Source organism: Streptomyces hygroscopicus (assembly GCF_026168105.1).
Taxonomy (GTDB): Bacteria; Actinomycetota; Actinomycetes; order Streptomycetales; family Streptomycetaceae; genus Streptomyces; species Streptomyces hygroscopicus_D.
Map to the genome: position 1 here is coordinate 181,280 of NZ_LBMW01000009.1, position 17,722 is coordinate 199,001.

13 protein-coding genes and 1 pseudogene are annotated in these 17,722 nt (G+C 70.5%); 6 read left to right on the top strand and 8 right to left on the bottom strand.

The window, feature by feature from the left end; translation table 11 throughout:
* Nucleotides 1–30 precede the first annotated feature (30 nt).
* Nucleotides 31–1,230 (top strand): MarP family serine protease, encoded by a 1,200-nt coding sequence (locus tag AAW14_RS12480; RefSeq protein WP_265563162.1) that lies wholly within the window; start codon nt 31–33, stop codon nt 1,228–1,230.
* 15 nt (nt 1,231–1,245) lie between these two features.
* Here AAW14_RS12480 and AAW14_RS12485 read toward each other — a convergent pair whose 3' ends face one another.
* The 6 genes from AAW14_RS12485 to AAW14_RS12510 form a co-directional block, all read right to left on the bottom strand.
* A complete protein-coding gene (locus tag AAW14_RS12485; RefSeq protein WP_265563164.1) occupies nt 1,246–1,425 on the bottom strand; it encodes a hypothetical protein in 180 nt (59 codons plus the stop codon).
* A 188-nt stretch (nt 1,426–1,613) separates the two neighbouring features.
* Nucleotides 1,614–2,564, bottom strand: coding sequence for an alpha/beta fold hydrolase (locus AAW14_RS12490; protein WP_265563166.1), 951 nt, complete (start codon nt 2,562–2,564; stop codon nt 1,614–1,616).
* Entirely contained in the window at nt 2,561–3,040 is a 480-nt protein-coding gene (locus AAW14_RS12495) for a phage holin family protein (RefSeq protein ID WP_265563168.1), read from the bottom strand. The genes AAW14_RS12490 and AAW14_RS12495 overlap by 4 nt, the downstream gene beginning before the upstream one ends.
* Nucleotides 3,041–3,164: 124 nt before the next feature.
* Nucleotides 3,165–4,580 (bottom strand): Na+/H+ antiporter NhaA, encoded by a 1,416-nt coding sequence (gene nhaA / locus AAW14_RS12500; RefSeq protein ID WP_265563170.1) that lies wholly within the window; start codon nt 4,578–4,580, stop codon nt 3,165–3,167.
* A 182-nt stretch (nt 4,581–4,762) separates the two neighbouring features.
* The gene (gene acs / locus AAW14_RS12505) at nt 4,763–6,760 is read right to left on the bottom strand and encodes an acetate--CoA ligase (protein WP_265563172.1); all 1,998 of its coding nucleotides are present in this window, start codon (nt 6,758–6,760) and stop codon (nt 4,763–4,765) included.
* Between the two features lie 164 nt (nt 6,761–6,924).
* Nucleotides 6,925–9,303, bottom strand: coding sequence for a bifunctional SulP family inorganic anion transporter/carbonic anhydrase (locus AAW14_RS12510; RefSeq protein WP_265563174.1), 2,379 nt, complete (start codon nt 9,301–9,303; stop codon nt 6,925–6,927).
* Between the two features lie 352 nt (nt 9,304–9,655).
* Between AAW14_RS12510 and AAW14_RS12515 the strand changes: the two genes are divergently transcribed.
* A complete protein-coding gene (locus AAW14_RS12515) occupies nt 9,656–10,918 on the top strand; it encodes a hypothetical protein (protein ID WP_265563176.1) in 1,263 nt (420 codons plus the stop codon).
* 102 nt (nt 10,919–11,020) lie between these two features.
* Here AAW14_RS12515 and AAW14_RS12520 read toward each other — a convergent pair whose 3' ends face one another.
* Nucleotides 11,021–12,001 (bottom strand): ATP-binding protein, encoded by a 981-nt coding sequence (locus AAW14_RS12520; RefSeq protein WP_265563178.1) that lies wholly within the window; start codon nt 11,999–12,001, stop codon nt 11,021–11,023.
* Nucleotides 12,002–12,101: 100 nt separating this feature from the next.
* Here AAW14_RS12520 and AAW14_RS12525 point away from each other — a divergent pair, with 100 nt between their 5' ends.
* The gene (locus AAW14_RS12525) at nt 12,102–12,926 is read left to right on the top strand and encodes an oxidoreductase (protein ID WP_265563180.1); all 825 of its coding nucleotides are present in this window, start codon (nt 12,102–12,104) and stop codon (nt 12,924–12,926) included.
* A 389-nt stretch (nt 12,927–13,315) separates the two neighbouring features.
* Here the strand turns inward: AAW14_RS12525 and AAW14_RS12530 are convergent, their stop codons facing one another.
* Nucleotides 13,316–14,152: an HAD family hydrolase gene (locus AAW14_RS12530; protein WP_265563182.1), complete on the bottom strand. Its 837-nt coding sequence runs from the start codon at nt 14,150–14,152 to the stop codon at nt 13,316–13,318.
* Between the two features lie 571 nt (nt 14,153–14,723).
* Between AAW14_RS12530 and ssd the strand changes: the two genes are divergently transcribed.
* The 3 genes and pseudogenes from ssd to AAW14_RS12545 all read left to right on the top strand — a co-directional run.
* Nucleotides 14,724–15,815 carry a septum site-determining protein Ssd gene (gene ssd / locus AAW14_RS12535; protein WP_265563184.1) on the top strand — a complete coding sequence of 364 codons (1,092 nt, stop codon included), beginning with the start codon at nt 14,724–14,726 and terminating at the stop codon, nt 15,813–15,815.
* Between the two features lie 3 nt (nt 15,816–15,818).
* On the top strand, nt 15,819–17,222 hold the full coding sequence (locus tag AAW14_RS12540; RefSeq protein WP_265563186.1) for a TadA family conjugal transfer-associated ATPase: 1,404 nt from the start codon (nt 15,819–15,821) through the stop codon (nt 17,220–17,222).
* A 5-nt stretch (nt 17,223–17,227) separates the two neighbouring features.
* A pseudogene (locus AAW14_RS12545) lies at nt 17,228–17,722 on the top strand (hypothetical protein); the annotation flags it as partial.

Consider the following 17,722-nt stretch of genomic DNA (forward strand, 5'->3'; position numbering starts at 1 on the left):
CCGGAACGTGATGAGGCGAGGCGTGAAGCAGTGAACGTGCTGGACATCCTGTTGCTGGTCGCCGCCGTGTGGTTCGCGATCGTCGGCTACCGCCAGGGCTTCGTCGTCGGCATCCTGTCGGTGATCGGCTTCCTGGGTGGCGGGCTCGCCGCGGTCTATCTGCTCCCCTTCCTCTGGGACCGGGCGACGGGCGATCACAAGGTCAGCACGACCGTCGCCGTCGTCGCCGTCGTCGTGGTGATCGTCTGCGCCTCCGTCGGCCAGGCCCTGACCACTCACCTGGGCAACAAGCTGCGCCGGTACATCACGTGGTCCCCGGCGCGGGCCCTGGACGCCACGGGCGGTGCCCTCGTCAATGTGGTGGCGATGCTCCTGGTCGCCTGGCTGATCGGCTCGGCCCTCGCCGGTACGACGCTGCCCACGCTCGGCAAGGAGGTCCGCGGCTCGAAGGTGCTCCTCGGCGTCTCGCGCGCCCTGCCCGCGCAGGCGGACACCTGGTTCGCGGACTTCTCCTCGGTCCTCGCGCAGAACGGTTTCCCGCAGGTCTTCAGCCCGTTCGCGAACGAACCCATCACCGAGGTCCAGCCCCCCGACCCGACTCTCGCGAAGAGCATCGTCGCCACACGCGCGCAGCGGTCCATCGTCAAGGTCATGGGCACCGCGCAGAGCTGCGGCAAGGTCCTCGAGGGCACCGGTTTCGTCTTCGGCGACCGCCGAGTGATGACCAACGCGCACGTGGTCGGTGGGGTCGACGAGCCCACGATCCAGATAGGCGGCGAGGGCAGGAGGTACGACGCGAAGGTCGTGCTCTACGACTGGCAGCGCGACATCGCCGTACTCGACGTGCCGGACCTGAAGGCGCCTGCGCTGCGGTTCACGACCAGGGACGCGTCGGGCGGTGGCAGCGCGATCGTCGCGGGCTTCCCGCAGAACGGCTCCTACAACGTCCAGCCCGCGCGCATCCGCGGCCGCATAGCGGCCAACGGCCCGGACATCTACCACCGTGGCACGGTCCGCCGCGATGTGTACTCGCTGTACGCCACCGTCCGCCAGGGCAACTCCGGGGGCCCGCTGCTCACGCCCGAGGGCAAGGTCTACGGGGTGGTCTTCGCCAAGTCCCTCGACGACGCCAACACGGGGTACGCGCTCACCTCGGACGAGGTCCAGGAGGACGCCGCCAAGGGGCGTACGGCGAACCAGCAGGTGAGCAGCGACAGCTGCGCCCTCTGATCCGGGCGGGCCGGATCAGCCGCGCGGGTGACGCAGACGTACCGAGACCCAGCGGGCCCGGCGGCGCAGAATGTGCGGAATCCCCACCCGGGGGTCCGTGTCCGGCAGCTGCGGGGCGCCCCTCTCGTGGGGGCCCGGCGCGGCGGCCGAGCGGCGGGTGCGTGCTGCGTCACTGTAGTCGTGCGTCCAGCCCATACCCCGACGTCTGCCCTCGCCCCAAGGTCGATAATCGCCGCCGGGCCCCCCAATTGGCCTATGCGTCGGGCATGTGGCCGAACGGGGAACAGACGTTCCCGTCCGGATGCGGGACGCATGTGTGCGGTCACCCACCGGGTTCGGGTCTTCCGGCCGACTGAACGGCTCCCGCGTGCCTCAGGGCCCGGTCACCGGTCGGGTTCGGGGTCCTTGAGCCAGTTGATCAGCTCGGAGGAGAACGCCACGGGGTCCTCCTCGTGCGGGAAGTGCCCCAGCCCGTCGAACAGCCGCCAGCGGTACGGTGCCTCGACGTACTCGCCCGATCCGGCCGCGCTCCGCGTGCGCATCACGGGATCCAGCGAACCGTGCAGATGCAGGGTGGGCACCCGGACGGGCCGTTTCATGCGCCGGTTGAACTGGATGCCGTCTGGCCGAGCCAGGGACCGCACCATCCAGCGGTACGGCTCGATCGAGCAGTGGGCTGTCGACGGGATGGACATGGCGCGCCGGTACGCATCCACCGCCTCGTCGTCCGGCAGCCGCGGCCCCGACCACTCCCGGATCAGCCGGCCCACCAGGGCGGCGTCCTCGGCGGTCAGCCGGCGTTCGGGGATCCACGGCCGCTGGAACCCCCAGATGTAGGAGCCCGCGGCCGTCTGCTTGACGTCGCCGAGCATCGCCGAGCGCCAGCGCCGCGGATGCGGCATGGAGGCGACCACCAGCCGCCGTACCAACTTGGGGCGCATGACGGCCGCGGTCCAGGCGAGATAGCCGCCCAGATCGTGGCCGACGAGCGCGGCGTCGGGCTCGCCCAGGGACCGTACGACCCCCGTGATGTCGAGGGCCAGGTTCGCAGGGTCGTAGCCGCGCGGCGTACGGTCGCTGCCGCCCACCCCACGCAGGTCCATGGCCACGGCGCGGAAACCCGCGTCGGCCAGCGCCACCAACTGGTGCCGCCATGCCCACCAGAACTGGGGGAAGCCGTGCAGCAGCAGCACCAGCGGTCCGTCGCCCAGCTCCGCGATGTGGAAACGGGCGCCGTTTGCGGCGACGTCCCGGTGCGTCACCTCTTTCGCGCCAGGGATGTCGAGCCGTACGACCGAGGTGGATTGCGCCGAAGGGGTGGCCGGGTCCGTCATGAGGACGAGCGTGCCACAGCCTCGGCCGCCGTGTCGGCCTGGCCGGGCTGACGGGGGTGCGGCTTGGCGTGCTGCAGGACGCCCGCGGTCTCCTTCATCGACGCGGCGACCTTCTGCGGACCCTTGCTCTTCTTGGCCTTCTTCGCGAAGAACATGCCGATGAGCGCGAGCAGTCCTGCGACCAGTACGTTCGCGGCGAAGGACAGCAGGAAGCAGACGGCCATGTTCCAGCGGCTCCACGTCCGAATCCCGTATGCCAGCGCGAAGTTCAGCATGGGCAGGGAGAACAGCAGTACGGCACCCGCGGCCGAGAACGCGCCGCCACTCGTCGCGCCCCGCTTGACGTCCTGCTTGAGCTGGGCCTTGGCCAGCGCGATCTCGTCGTGCACCAGCGCGGACAAGTCGGTCGTCGCCGAGGCGAACAGCTGGCCGATGCTGCGTTCGGCGCCGACCGGGCTGCCGTCGGGTGCGCTCATCGCGGTCTCCCTGCTCTTTGCGTACGTACTCCGCGGACACTGCGGAGTTTTGTGGATGTGTCAGATCATGCCGGACGGACCTTCTCCTCGCTTGCCCGCCCAGCCACTTCGGCAAGCGTGCCGTTCAGCCTCCGGTGCCGCCTTCGGTTCCGGCCGATGTCCCGTTCCCGGCGGACTTCAGCGCGGCGAGCTTGCGGTGCTCGGCGGCCTTGCGCTCATGGATCTCGGCCATCCGCAGGTGGTAGGCGGGGTCGTCCTGCTCGTAGACGTCCGGGATGCCGTCCAGGTCCTCGTCGCGTTCCTCGTCCGCGCACAGCGCGCGGTACTTGGCGTTACGTATCTTCAGCAGCGCCGCCGCGCATACGGCCGCGATCAGCGACCCCATGAGGACGGCGGCCTTGACCTCGTCCATGAGCGCCGGATCACTGTCGAAGGCCAGTTCGCCGATGAGCAGCGAGACGGTGAAGCCGATGCCGGCAACGGTGGCGACGGCGAACACATCGGGCCAGGCGAGCTCGTCGCTGAGCGAGGCCCGGGTGAAACGGGCCGTCAGCCACGTACCGCCGAAGATCCCCACCGCCTTGCCGACGACGAGTCCCAGCACGACGCCGAGCGTCTCCGGCTTGGTGAACACGTCCCCGAGCGCCCTGCCCGAGATCGCCACGCCCGCGCTGAACAGTGCGAACAGCGGCACCGCGAGACCGGCTGACAGCGGCCGTACGAGATGTTCGATGTGCTCGCCGGGGGAGTGCTCCTCGCCCTCGTGACGGTGACAGCGCAGCATCAGCCCCATCGCCACGCCGGCGATGGTGGCGTGCACGCCGCTGTTGTACATCAGCCCCCAGATGACCAGCGCAAGGGGAACGTACAAGTACCAGCCGCGCACCCTCCTCCGCAGCAGCACCCAGAACACGGCGAGCCCGGCGACGGCACCGCCGAGGGCGACGAAGTTCAGCCGGGACGTGAAGAAGACGGCGATGATCAGGATCGCGAACAGGTCGTCGACGACGGCGAGGGTGAGCAGGAAGGCGCGGAGGGCGGACGGCAGGGCGGTTCCGATGACCGCGAGGACCGCGAGCGCGAAGGCGATGTCGGTGGCCGTGGGGACGGCCCAGCCCACGAGGGAGCCGCCGCCGGCGGCGTTGGTGAGGGCGTAGACGACCGCGGGAACGGCCATCCCGCAGAGCGCCGCGACGACGGGGAGGACGGCGGCGCGGGGATCCCGTAGGTCGCCCGCCACCAGCTCACGCTTGAGTTCGATTCCGGCGACGAAGAAGAAGATCGCGAGGAGGCCGTCGGCGACCCAGTGCTGAACGGACAGTTGGAGACCGACGGCGGCGGGTCCGAAACGGAGGTGGCTGACGCTCTCGTAGCTGCTGTGCAGCGCGGGTATGTTCGCCCAGACCAGCGCGGCGACCGCGGCGAGCAGCAGCAGTACGCCCCCGACGGTCTCGGTGCGCAGCGCATCCGTGACGATGTTCCGCTCGGGCAGGGACAGGCGCCCGAGGAATATGTTGTTACGGGTGCGGGGCGCGGCCACGGCGGAGACCTCCTCCGGGTCGGTACGACAGGCTGACGGCCGTCACGAGATCGCACGGACGGCTTGCCGACCAGACTTCCCGGCACGCCCTGAAGTCATCATTTTACCTGAATATTAAGAAGGGGTACCCGGCGTACTGCCGGGCACCCCCACGGAGGTCTGGGACCCCTCCCGGGCGAGCCTCAGTCCTCGCTGGGCGCCGCCGGCAGCTTCGCCTGGATCAGGTCCATAACCGTCGAGTCGGTCAGCGTAGTGACGTCCCCGAGCTGCCGGTTCTCCGCAACGTCCCGCAGCAGGCGACGCATGATCTTCCCGGACCGCGTCTTCGGCAGCTCCGCCACCGGCAGGATCCGCTTGGGCTTGGCGATCGGCCCGAGCGTCGTGCCGACGTGGTCGCGCAGCTCACCGACGAGCTTGTCGTCCTCGGACGCCGTACCCCGCAGGATCACGAACGCCACGATCGCCTGTCCCGTCGTCTCGTCCGCCGCGCCCACGACCGCGGCCTCGGCGACCGCCGGGTGCGACACCAGCGCCGACTCGACCTCCGTGGTCGAGATGTTGTGCCCGGACACGAGCATCACGTCGTCGACGCGACCGAGGAGCCAGATGTCCCCGTCGTCGTCCCTCTTCGCGCCGTCCCCGGCGAAGTACCTGCCCTCGAACCGCGACCAGTATGTGTCGATGAACCGCTGGTCGTCACCCCAGATGGTGCGCAGCATCGACGGCCACGGCTCGGTCAGGACGAGATAGCCGCCGCCACCGTTCGGCACCTCGTTCGCCTCGTCGTCGACGACGGTCGCGGAGATGCCCGGCAGCGGCTGTTGCGCCGAACCCGGCTTGGTCTCGGTCACGCCCGGCAGCGGTGAGATCATGATCGCGCCGGTCTCGGTCTGCCACCAGGTGTCGACGACCGGGGTGCGGTCGCCTCCGATGTGCTTGCGGTACCACACCCACGCCTCGGGGTTGATCGGCTCGCCGACGGACCCCAGCACCCTCAGCGACGACAGGTCGAACTTCGCGGGGATGTCGTCGCCCCACTTCATGAACGTACGGATGGCCGTGGGCGCCGTGTACAGGATGGTGACCCCGTACTTCTGCACGATCTCCCAGAAGCGGCCCTGGTGCGGGGTGTCTGGGGTGCCCTCGTACATGACCTGGGTAGCGCCGTTCGACAGCGGTCCGTAGACGATGTACGAGTGTCCGGTGACCCAGCCGACGTCCGCGGTGCACCAGTACACATCGGTCTCGGGCTTGAGGTCGAAGACGGCGTGGTGGGTGTACGACGTCTGGGTGAGGTAGCCGCCGGAGGTGTGCAGGATGCCCTTCGGCTTACCTGTCGTACCGGACGTGTAGAGGATGAACAGCGGGTGCTCCGCGTCGAAGGCCTCGGGCGTGTGCTCGGCGGACTGCCGCTCGACGATCTCGTGCCACCACACGTCCCGGCCCTCGGTCCAGGCGACGTCCTGACCCGTACGGCGCACCACGAGCACGTGCTCGACGTTGTCGACGCGCTCGATCGCGTCGTCGACGGCCGGCTTGAGCGCCGAGGGCTTGCCGCGCCGGTAGCCACCGTCGGAGGTGATGACCACCTTGGCGTCGGCGTCCTGGATACGGGTGGCGAGCGCGTCCGCCGAGAAGCCGCCGAAGACGACCGAGTGCGCGGCGCCGATGCGAGCGCAGGCCAGCATCGCGACCGCGGTCTCGGGGATCATCGGCATGTAGATGGCGACCCGGTCGCTCTTCTGCACCCCCAGCTCCAGCAGGGCGTTCGCGGCCTTCGACACCTCGTCCTTGAGTTCGGCGTAGGTGATGGCGCGGCCGTCGCCGGGCTCGCCCTCGAAGTGGATGGCGACACGGTCGCCGTGGCCCGCCTCGACATGCCGGTCGACGCAGTTGTAGGCGACGTTCAGCTTGCCGTCCTTGAACCACTTGGCGAAGGGCGGATTCGACCAGTCGAGCGTCTCGGTGGGCTCGACGGCCCAGGTCAGCCGCCGGGCCTGCTCGGCCCAGAAGCCGAGCCTGTCAGCCTTGGCCTGTTCGTACGCCTCCGCCGTGACGTTGGCGCCCGTCGCCAGGTCGGCGGGGGGCGCGAACCTGCGCTCTTCCTTGAGCAGGTTGGCCAGGCTTTCGTTGCTCACGACATCTCCCTTTCCCAGGGTGTCCGTTGTGTCCCAGGCCACAGCTCATCAGACCGGAGGGCTCGATGACAAGGGCCGGCCGGAAATTGGTTTAGACCTGTGAGGGGCTGTTCCCGAACAGGTCCCCTCCAGGTCACGTGCGCGCCTTCGCCCCGGTTCATTCGGCGATCCATGTCACACGTGGTCCGACGACCGGCCGCCCGATGTCAGGCCGGGCTGCGCAGGTCCCCGGCCGCACCCACCCGGTCGAAGACATCGCCGTCCTCGGACGCGGTGAGCAGATACGCCTGTGCCTCGCCCACGTGGAAGTACATCCCGTGCAGTTCGAGCGCGCCCGCACCGAGCGCCCGGGCCACGGACTCGTGCGCCCGCAGATGCTCCAACTGCTGCACCACATTGATCAGGCACAGCTGTTCGGCAACGTCGGCCGGGTCCCGTCCGGCGATCCGGGCGCCGGGCCGCTTCTCGTCGGCCATCCGTTCAAGACCGGGCAACCCATGCCGCAGCCACCGCTTGAGCGGGGTCTGCGCGCCGCCGGGCTCCGTGGCGAGCAGGGCCTGCATCGCGCCACACCCGGAGTGCCCGCACACCGTGATGGACCGCACCTTCAGTACGTCCACCGCGTACTCGATGGCGGCGGCCACCGAATCGTCCCCGCTCTCCGCGCCGGGCAGCGGCACCAGGTTGCCCACATTGCGGACAACGAACAGGTCGCCCGGGCCACTTGAGGTGATCATCGATGTGACGAGCCTCGAGTCGGCGCAGGTCAGGAAGAGCTGCGCGGGCCGCTGTCCCTCACGCGCCAGACGGGCCAGCTCACCGCGCACCAGCGGGGCGGTGTTCCGCTGGAACGCGCTGATCCCGCGCGCGAGTTGGTGCCCGCTCGGCCGGGCCCCGGCGGCCGACCCGTCCGGGTGGCCGCCGGGCGGCGCGGTCGGCGGGCCCTCGCACTGGTGGTTGCGCCATGGTGTCCAGGGCCGGCACCGGCACGCGGTCGCCTCCGTGGACTCGGAGTCTCCCGTCGGTGCGGGTGAGTCCGGCGCGGGGAGCGCGATGCGCGTTCCGGCGCGGCCGGTGACGGCGACCGTGCCGCCCTGTGCGCGGTGCGTTCTCTGCCAGTCCTGCAGGGACTCGTACGCCGCGTGGTCCATGAAAGACCCGTCCAGCTCGACGACGGCGTCCGCTCCCGGAGGCACCAGGTGCAGTGCCCTGGTGAGCCTGGGCACCGCGAGGAATGTCAACTGACCTCGTACACGGACGTGATGGACTCCTTTTCTCTCCTCGTGTGTGATGCGGGTGCGGGCGAGTCGGTGCAGGGCGATGGCGACGGCTGCGGCGACCCCCAGCGTGACGCCCTGCAGGACATCCCCGAAGACGACGCCGAGCGTGGTGACGGCGTACACCGGCACCTCTTGGTGGCGGGTGACCGTGCGGATGTGGTGCAGGGACACCATCTGGATGCCGACGGCCATCACCAGAGCGGCGAGCGAGGCGAGGGGGATCAGCTCGAGCACGGGGACCATCAGCAGCGCGGCTACTACTACCCAAACGCCGTGCAGCATCGTGGAGTTCCGGCCGAGGGCGCCGGAGCGCACATTCGCCGAACTTCTCACGGCGACGCCCGCGATCGGCAAGCCGCCGAGCGCTCCCGAGACGATGTTCGCGGCGCCCTGCCCGAGCAGCTCGCGGTCCAGATCCGAGCGTCCGGAGTGCGGGTGGCGCCCGGCCGCGAGCTTGTCCACCGCGACTGCTCCGAGGAGCGACTGCACACTGCACACCAGCGTGATGGTCAGGACGGCGGCGGCGATGCCGGGCACGGGGCCCTCGGGCAGTCCGGCGAGCGCGTGGCTGTGCCAGGACGGCAGCTCGACCCTGGGCAGGCCGAGTCCGGTGAGCGAGGCGGTCACGGTGGCACCGGCGACGGCGACGAGCGCGGCCGGGACTCTGCGCAGGAGATGTCCGGACCGTCCGGGAAGCCGAGGCCAGAGCAGCAGGAGGGTCAGGGTCAGTGCGCTCGTCGAGACGGCGGCCGGGTCGAGACGGGCCAGCTGGGCGGGCAACGCCCGGAGGTTGTCGAGGACGGCGCTCTGCGGCGTGCCCCCGAGCACGATGTGCAGCTGGGCGACGGCGATGGTCACACCGATGCCGGCGAGCATGCCGTGGACGACCGCGGGACTGACGGCGAGCGCCGTACGCGCCACACGCAGGCGGCCGAGGCCGAGTTGGGTGAGGCCGGCGAGGACGGTGACGGCGCACGTCGTACGCCAGCCGTAGCGGTGGATGAGGTCGGCGGTGACCACGGTGAGTCCAGCGGCCGGGCCGCTGACCTGGAGCGGGCAGCCGCCGAACCGGCCGGCGACGAGCCCGCCGACGGCCGCGGCCACGAGGCCGGACTGGAGTGGAGCGCCGGTGGCGAGGGCGATGCCCAGGGACAGTGGAAGGGCGATCAGGAAGACCGCGAGTGATGCCGAGAGATCGGCGCCCGCGACGCGGAAGCGTCGGGGCGGGGACGGCGGACTGTGGGGCTGGTGCACGCGCTTCGGCCGAGTCGAGTCGGCGGCGCGGGTGGGGACGCAGGCGGGCATGGTTCCCGTCTCCTCCGGTGTGGCGCGGTCGCGGAACTGGTGGCCCTGGCTGGGCCTGGGTCGGGGCGCGGCCGTGGGTCACGGCGTACAGCGGCGGGATGTCTCAACGCTCGGTAAATGGATCGTAATTCTGAGTAAAGGAATCGTATCGAAAAGCTGGGCAAATGCAGGCGATAAATCACTCAAGAGGGTGAGTTGGTCATTTCATCGGCTTGTCATACAAATTCAGTCGATACCCCGTGCGACCTTGGTCGGGCTGCGGGTGGGTGCGGGCCGGCACCCGTTCGACGCCGCAGAACACCGCCGCAGAACAGCAGCGTGGCCCCGACTGAAGGAAGAAGGTGGGCGGAAGATGGCCGCCACCCAGAGGATCAACGTGGGCGTCGCACTGGCCGCGGCCTGCGCCACCGCACTCTCCGGCTGCACGACCGGCGCGAGCCGCCCCCAGCAGGGAGCGAGGAAGGCGGCCGGAGCCCCCGCTCCGGGCAGCGGGGTCCGCCTGATCGGCGATGGCTCCACGGCGTTCACGGGTGCCCAGCCGCATCTGCCCAGAGCCGAGCGGCTCAAGCCCGGGCAGAGACCTCCGCAGTTCGTGGTCTTCTCCTGGGACGGGGCCGGCGAGGACAGCCAGAAGCTGTTCTCGCACTTCCGCAAGATCGCCAAGGCCAACAACGCGACGATGACGTACTTCCTGAGCGGCGTGTACATGCTGCCCGAGGAGAAGCGTTACCTGTACAAGCCGCCGCAGCACACGCCGGGCAGCTCGGAGATCGGCTTCAACGACGAGAACGGCATCAAGAACACCGCCGAGCAGGTGCGCATGGCGTGGCTGGAGGGCAACGAGATCGGCACCCACTTCAACGGCCACTTCTGCGGCAACGAAGGAGGGGTCGGCCAGTGGTCCGTCGACGAGTGGAAGGACGAGATCGCCCAGGCGAAAGCGTTCGTGAAGTCCTGGAAGACCAACGCCGGCCTGAAGGAGGAGCCGTCGCTCCCCTTCGACTACGACAAGGAGCTCATCGGCGCCCGCACGCCGTGTCTGGAGGGGCAGAAGAACTTCATGCAGGCGGCACGCGACCTGGGCTTCCGCTACGACACCTCCGGAGTCAACGAACAGGTCTGGCCCAAGAAGAAGGACGGCCTGTGGGACCTGTCGATGCAGCTCGTGCCCTTCCCCGGACACACCTATGAGCAGTTGACCATGGACTACAACTTCATGGTCAACCAGTCGGGCACCCAGACCCAGGGCGACCCCGACAAGTTCGAGGAGTGGGGCAACCAGATGCGTGACGGCCTGCTTCAGGGCTTCCAGCGGGCGTACGACGGAAACCGCGCGCCCCTGATCATCGGCAACCACTTCGAGTCCTGGAACGGCGGCACCTACATGCGCGCCGTCCAGGAGGTCGTCGAACGCGTCTGCAACCAGCCCGACGTGCGCTGTGTGTCCTTCCATCAGCTCGTCGACTGGCTGGACGCACAGGATCCGCAGGTCCTGGAGAGGCTGCGGACGCTGAAGGTGGGCCAGGCGCCGGCCGAGGGCTGGGAGTCCTTGACGGCGGCCCCTCCCGCCCCCGCTCCGAAGGGCGTTCCCGGCGCCCCGCCGGTCACGCCGTAAGCGACGGAAGGCGGTTGTCGCCAGGGCGCCGGCCGCCTCCCTCCCGGGCGAGGAGGCCGGTTCTCACGGCGAAACCGCCAAGCCGTGGCGAGGGGCAATTGCTCACACGGCGGCGGTCAGGCCCTCACCGAGGACGAAACCGGGGTCGATCTGCGCGGCCAGGTCGGCCCCGGTACGCTCATTGCCCCAACTGGCCGCGTTCTTCAGGTGGAAGTGCACCATCTGGCGCGTGTAGCGCTCCCAGTCACGCAGTTCAAAGGTGGCGTCGGCGGCGACCTGAAGGATGCGCAGGGAGCGGCGATTGGCGTCCTCCATGAGCTCGAACCGGGGCGGACGGCCCTTCTCCATGGAGCGCACCCAGTCGGAGTGCCCGACTGTCACGAGCAGGTCGTCACCGACTTCGGCGCGGAGGAAGTCGATGTCGTCCTGGCCCTGCACCTTGTTGCCGACGACCTTCAGGACGACCCCGAAATCGCGGGCGTAGTCCCTGTACTGGCGATAGACGGAGACCCCCTTCCGGGTCGGCTCGGCGACGAGGAACGTGATGTCGAAGCGGGTGAACATGCCGGAGGCGAAGGAGTCCGAGCCCGCCGTCATGTCGACCACCACATACTCGTCGCGGCCGTCCACCAGGTGGTTCAGGCACAGCTCCACCGCTCCCGTCTTGGAGTGGTAGCAGGCCACCCCCAGGTCTGCGTCCGTGAAGGGGCCGGTGACCATCAAACGGACGGTGCCGCCGCCGAGTTCCACCGGGCGCGCGCAGGCGTCGAAGACCGGGTTGTGCTCCTGCACCCGCAGCAGCCGTGAGCCCTCCCCGGGAGGAGTGGTCTTGATCATCGTCTCGACGGAGGCGATCCGCGGGTTGCAGCCGCGCAGGTATTCCTTGATCAGCCGCAGCCGCTCACCCATGGCGGGCAGCGCCGCGGCCTCGTCCTCGTCGAGTCCCAGCGCGGCTCCCAGGTGCTGGTTGATGTCGGCGTCGATGGCGACGACCGGCGCTCCGGTGGCGGCGAGATGGCGGATGAACAGGGAGGACAGGGTGGTCTTGCCGCTGCCGCCCTTCCCGACGAAAGCAATTTTCATGTTCACCAAGGGTAGTCGCGTGATTGCTCTCCGTCGCGGTCGGGCGTGAGGAAGACCACTCCTTCGAAGGAGGCGCGCGGAGGTGCGTAGGGTCGTACTCATGAGTACGACAGGTGCGACCGCCGATCCGCTCGCGACCCTGGGCGCGCTGCCCGGGGTGGCCGAGGCCGTGGAGTCCGTGCGCAAGGCCGTGGACCAGGTCTACGGGCACCGGATCATGCGGCGCCGCAGCAACGAGATCACCTCCGAGGCGGCGCTGCGGGGCGCGCGCGGTTCGGCCGCCCTGTCCGGCGCCGACTGGGCTCTCGAGGAGGTGCGCAGGCGCACCGACTTCAGTGGCGACGACGAGGCCCGTACGGTCGGCGCGGCCCTCAGGCTGACCGCCGAGGCGGGGCAACTGCTGTCCATCTGGCGGCAGTCGCCCCTGCGGGTGCTGGCGCGGCTGCACCTGGTGGCCGCCGCGGACCCCGACCCCCGCGTGGGCCGTCCGCGTCAGGACGGCGAGCCGGTCGACGAGCCGCTCGTGGAGCTGCCGCTGCCGGACGCCGCCGAGGTCAACGGCCGCCTCGAGGGGCTTTCACAGCTGATCGTCGCCGGCGGCTCGGCCCCAGCACTCGTGACGGCGGCCGTCGTACACGGTGAACTGCTCGCCCTGCGCCCCTTCGGCTCCCACAACGGCCTCGTGGCGCGCGCTGCACAGCGCATCGTCCTCGTGGGGAGCGGTCTGGACCCGAAGGCGGTCTGCCCGGCGGAGGTCGGTCTTGCGGAACTGGGCCGTGCGGCCTACGTCGCGGCCTTGGACGGTTATGTGTCGGGCACCCCGGACGGCATGGCGACCTGGATCGCCCACTGCGGCAAGGCGGTCGAACTGGGAGTTCGAGAGTCGACCGCAGTGTGCGAGGCGCTGCAGCGCGGGGCGGCGTAGCTCCCGGACAGCGGAGAGGCCCTCGCCGGAGGGCCTCTCACATGGTTGCGGCGGTACGAGGTCTCGTACCGCCGCTGGCATGTCCGCCGGGTTACCAAGCGTCCTCGATATGTTGCCCATCAGGCCGGGAACTGTTGCCCGTCACCTGGTGCGGCTGGCCCGTAATCGACGGGTCGACGTCGCGTGGGTGCCCAGTGTTCATGCTCGGTCCGTGGGGCCAATTGCGTTTAAAAGGTGATCCTTTCGGATGTTCCTTCGGTCTCGCGGGCCTTAAGTCCTTTGTACTCCAGGGTCCGGGTAAGCGGAACCCCTGCCTATAGTTCTTTACTTTTAGGTTCAAAGAGGCGTGAATCGGGCGGGAGCGCTATCCGCCGCGCACGCACGGAGGTTCACACGGCCGGGGTGCGTCGTCGGCTCGCGTACCAGACGAGCCCCGCTGTCGCCGCCGCGGCGCCTATGGCCGCCACCGCGAGAAGGGCCGGCCGCGGCGGTACCGACAGCCGCTGCTTCAGCCGGACCGGGCGGTGGAAGTCGAGAATCGGCCACTCGCGCGCGAGTGCCTCGCGGCGCAGCACCCGGTCCGGGTTCACGGCATGAGGGTGGCCGACGGACTCCAGCATCGGCAGATCGGTCGCCGAGTCGCTGTAGGCGTAGCAGCGCGCCAGGTCGTACCCCTCGGACTCGGCGAGTTCCTTGATCGCTTCGGCCTTCGTGGGTCCGTACGCGTAGTACTCCACCTCGCCGGTGAAGCATCCGTCGTCGCCCACGACCATGCGGGTGGCCACCACCCGGTCCGCGCCCAGCAGTTCACCGATCGGCTCGACCACCTCGACGCCCGATGTGGAGACGATCACGACGTCCCGCCCGGCGCTGTGGTGCTGCTCGATGAGGGAGGCGGCCTCGTCGTAGATGATCGGGTCGATCAGGTCGTGGAGCGTCTCGGCGACGATCTCCTTGACCTGCTGGACGTTCCAGCCGCGGCAGAGCGTGGACAGGTATTCGCGCATCCGTTCCATCTGATCGTGGTCGGCGCCGCCTGCCAGGAACACGAACTGGGCATATGCGGTACGCAACGCGGCCCTGCGGTTGATCAGTCCGCCTTGGTAGAAGGACTTGCCGAAGGTGAGCGTGCTCGACTTCGCAATGACCGTCTTGTCCAGATCAAAGAAGGCCGCTGTGCGGGGCAAGGAGTGGTTTTCCACGCCCTGAGCATATGCGCCCACCATTCGGCGTAAGGTGGGGCGCGTGGGTTTGCCTGAGAGGGCTCTCGGGTACACCATGGAAGTCACGGATCGTTCGCGACCGTGCTAACCCGGTCCGACTCCTCCCCCCCCGAGTCGGCCGTGGGGACGACCCCCGCTCTCCCCCCCGGCGGGGGTCGTCGCATGTCCGGGTGGGTTTTTCCCCGTTTCTCCGCGGTCTCGCGACCGTACGGCGGCGCCGAGGGCGCCGTTTCGCGTGGTCCATGATCCGTTACGGTGCGTAGTCGTCGAGCTGCTGTGCGGAAGCCGCCGGGCCTCACCGGTATGGGTGATGACGATATTCACAACCGCTGAGTTGTCCACAGTTATCGACCAAGATCCCCAAGATTTCCGGGATCGCCGCACCGTGATTCCAGCGCGTCTCGCCGGTGGCGGGTTTGTTCACCTCCGGTTCCGTTTGTCGGACGCGTATGGCCGGTTCGTATCGGCCGTTCATATGGAGACCGGTTGCCGGTTCTTCACACGCACGGGAGGCGCGGGGCCGCAGTGAGCCCCGCGAATCGGGCGGAAGAGGCAGCGAAGGGGGCTGGAGATCGTGGCGGGAGCCATCACACACGAGGGACCGGCCGTCGCCGAGGGGCGGCGGAGCGGACCGCTGATCGTCACCGAGGACGCCGAACTCCTCGACGACCTGCTGCGCCTGTGCGCGGCAGCGGGCGCCAGACCGGAGGTCCACCCCGGCGTGCCGGAGCACCGGGGCAGTTGGGAGGCGGCGCCACTCGTCCTCGTCGGCGACGACGCGGTGCGTCGGGTGCGCGGGGCCGTGCGCAGGCGGGGAGTGGTGCTGGTTGGGCGGGATCAGGACGATTCCGGCGTCTGGCGTCGCGCCGTGGAGATCGGCGCCGAGCATGTCCTGGTGTTGCCGGACGGCGAGCAGTGGCTGGTCGACCGCATCGCCGACGTGGCCGAAGGGGTCGGCCGGCCCGCGCTCACCGTGGGCGTGATCGGCGGGCGGGGCGGGGCCGGCGCCTCCACGCTCGCCTGCGCGCTGGCCGTCACCTCCGCGCGCGAGGGCAGGCGCACCCTCCTGGTGGACGCGGATCCGCTGGGCGGCGGACTCGACGTGCTCCTCGGCGGAGAGACCTCCGCCGGGCTGCGCTGGCCGGCGTTCGCCGCATCCCGCGGCAGGGTCGGCGGCGGTGCCCTGGAGGAGTCCCTGCCCGAGCTGCACGCGCTGCGGGTGCTCAGCTGGGACCGCGGAGACACCGTTGCCGTCCCGCCCCCGGCCGTGCGCGCGGTCCTCGCGGCGGCCCGGCGACGCGGCGGGGCGGTCGTGGTCGACCTCCCGCGCCGTGTCGACGAGGGCGTCGCCGAAGTCCTCGCCCAGCTCGACGTCGGGGTGCTGGTGATTCCGGCCGAGTTGCGTGCCGTCGCGGCCGCGCGGCGGGTGGCGTCGGCCGTCGGCATGGTCCTGGCCGACCTGCGGGTCGCGGTACGGGGGCCGTACGGGCCCGGGCTCGGCGACCACGAGGTGGCCCGCCTGCTGGGGCTGCCGCTGGTCGGCGAGGTGCCCGCCGAGACACCGCCGCCGGACGGTTCGGTACCGCCCGGGGGAGCGGCGCGGGGGCCGCTCGCCCGGTTCTGCTCCGCCTTCTGGGAGCGGGCACTGGCCGAGGCGGGTGACTGACGCATGGCCAAGGGTTGGAGCGCGGCGGCGAGGGCGGACCACGGCACGGGATCCGCCCCGCGTCCGGGCGGGGGAGCGGAGCCCGCAACCCACGCCGGGGAACGTGTGCGGCTGCTGGACGGTGTGCGGCAGTGGCTGGCGGAGAGCGGGGCCGAGCCGACCCCCGCACGCGTGGCGCAGGCCCTGCGCGAGCAGGGGCGGGTGCTCGGGGACGCGGAGGTGCTGGGCGCGGCGCGGCAGCTGCGTTCGGAACTGGTCGGCAGCGGCCCCCTGGAACCGCTGCTCGCCGACGCGTCCGTGACCGACGTCCTGGTCTCGGCGCCCGACCGGGTGTGGGTGGACCGGGGCGGCGGACTCGAGCTGACGACGGTGTCCTTCCCGGACGCGGCGGCCGTACGACGCCTCGCGCAGCGATTGGCAGCCGCGGCCGGGCGGCGGCTCGACGACGCCAGACCGTGGGTCGACGCCCGCCTGCCGGACGGTACCCGTCTGCATGCGGTGCTGCCGCCGGTCGCGGTCGGATCCACCTGCCTGTCCCTGCGCGTCGTACGCCCGCGCGCGTTCACGCTCGACGAACTGGTGGCGGCGGGGACGGTGCCGCCGGATGGGGACCAGGTGCTGCGGGCGCTGATCGACGCCCGGCTCTCCTACGTGATCAGCGGCGGGACAGGGTCGGGCAAGACCACGCTGCTCAGCGCACTCCTGGGCGTGGTCGGACCGGCCGAGCGGATCGTGCTGGCCGAGGACTCCGCGGAGCTGCGGCCGGACCACCCCCATGTGGTGCGTCTGGAGGGAAGGCCCGCGAACCAGGAGGGCGTGGGGCTCGTCGAGCTCCAGGACCTGGTGCGGCAGGCGCTGCGGATGAGACCCGACCGGCTCGTGGTCGGGGAGGTGCGCGGCCCCGAGGTGGTGTCCCTGCTCGCCGCGCTGAACACGGGCCACGAGGGCGGGTGCGGCACCCTCCACGCCAACGCAGCGGCCCAGGTGCCCGCCCGGTTGGAGGCGCTCGGAACGGCGGCGGGCCTGGACCGGGCCGCACTGCACAGCCAGCTGGCGGCCGCGCTGTCGGTGGTCCTCCATCTCGTCCGCGACCGGATCGGGCGCCGCCGCATCGCGGAGGTGCATGTGCTGGAGCGGGACGCGTCGGGGTTCGTGGTGACGGTGCCCGCTCTGCGCTGGGGTCCGGAGGCGTTCACGCGCGAGCGGGGCTGGGAACGGCTGCGGGAGCTGCTGCGGAACGGAAGCGACGGAAGTGGCGGAAACGACGGAAGCGGCGGAAGTGGCGGAAGCGGCGGAAGCGGCGGAAGCGGCGCAGACGACGGAAGCGACATAGGTGGCCGAGGCGACCGAGGCGACCGAGGTGATGGAAATAACCGGCGCGACGGAAGTGGGAGTGGGTTGCTGTGACGGAGATGGGCGAGATGTCGGTCGGTGCTGGACTGGTGTGTGCCGGGGCGGCGGCCTGGATGATGAGCGGCTCGGACACGGGTGGGCGCCGGGCCCGGTTTCTGTTCGCGGGCGGTGGCGAGGCAGCGGGGACCGGTCCGCCCCTCAGGGAACGGGTCGTGGCACGGATGCGGCGGTGGCCGGCCGAGTGGTGGTCGGTCGTCGTGGGCGCGCTCGTCGCGGTGCTCGGCGTATCAGTCCTGCCCCTGCTGGCCGGGGCCGTGGGCGTGCCCGTGCTGCGCCGGGTGCGGCTGACGCGGGAGGCACGGCAGGCGCGGGAGAAGCACGGTGAGGCGGTGATCGCGCTGTGCGGGGCCCTTGCCGGGGAGGTGCGCGCGGGACGGCAACCCGGCGAGGCGCTGCTCCGTGCGGCGCGTGACTCGGGCGGGCTGGGCGGGGCGCAGGCGGCGGTGCTGGCAGCCGCGCGGTTCGGCGGGGATGTGCCGGGCGCGCTCGCGGAC

Bases quoted from the DNA above. Each gene is read 5' to 3' on its own strand.
- AAW14_RS12485 (WP_265563164.1), bottom strand. From the start codon at position 1,425: ATGGGCTGGACGCACGACTACAGTGACGCAGCACGCACCCGCCGCTCG.
- AAW14_RS12530 (WP_265563182.1), bottom strand. From the start codon at position 14,152: ATGGTGGGCGCATATGCTCAGGGCGTGGAAAACCACTCCTTGCCCCGC.
- AAW14_RS12490 (WP_265563166.1), bottom strand. From the start codon at position 2,564: ATGACGGACCCGGCCACCCCTTCGGCGCAATCCACCTCGGTCGTACGG.
- AAW14_RS12495 (WP_265563168.1), bottom strand. From the start codon at position 3,040: ATGAGCGCACCCGACGGCAGCCCGGTCGGCGCCGAACGCAGCATCGGC.
- AAW14_RS12515 (WP_265563176.1), top strand. From the start codon at position 9,656: ATGGCCGCCACCCAGAGGATCAACGTGGGCGTCGCACTGGCCGCGGCC.
- AAW14_RS12520 (WP_265563178.1), bottom strand. From the start codon at position 12,001: ATGAAAATTGCTTTCGTCGGGAAGGGCGGCAGCGGCAAGACCACCCTG.
- AAW14_RS12540 (WP_265563186.1), top strand. From the start codon at position 15,819: ATGGCCAAGGGTTGGAGCGCGGCGGCGAGGGCGGACCACGGCACGGGA.
- AAW14_RS12525 (WP_265563180.1), top strand. From the start codon at position 12,102: ATGAGTACGACAGGTGCGACCGCCGATCCGCTCGCGACCCTGGGCGCG.
- AAW14_RS12510 (WP_265563174.1), bottom strand. From the start codon at position 9,303: ATGCCCGCCTGCGTCCCCACCCGCGCCGCCGACTCGACTCGGCCGAAG.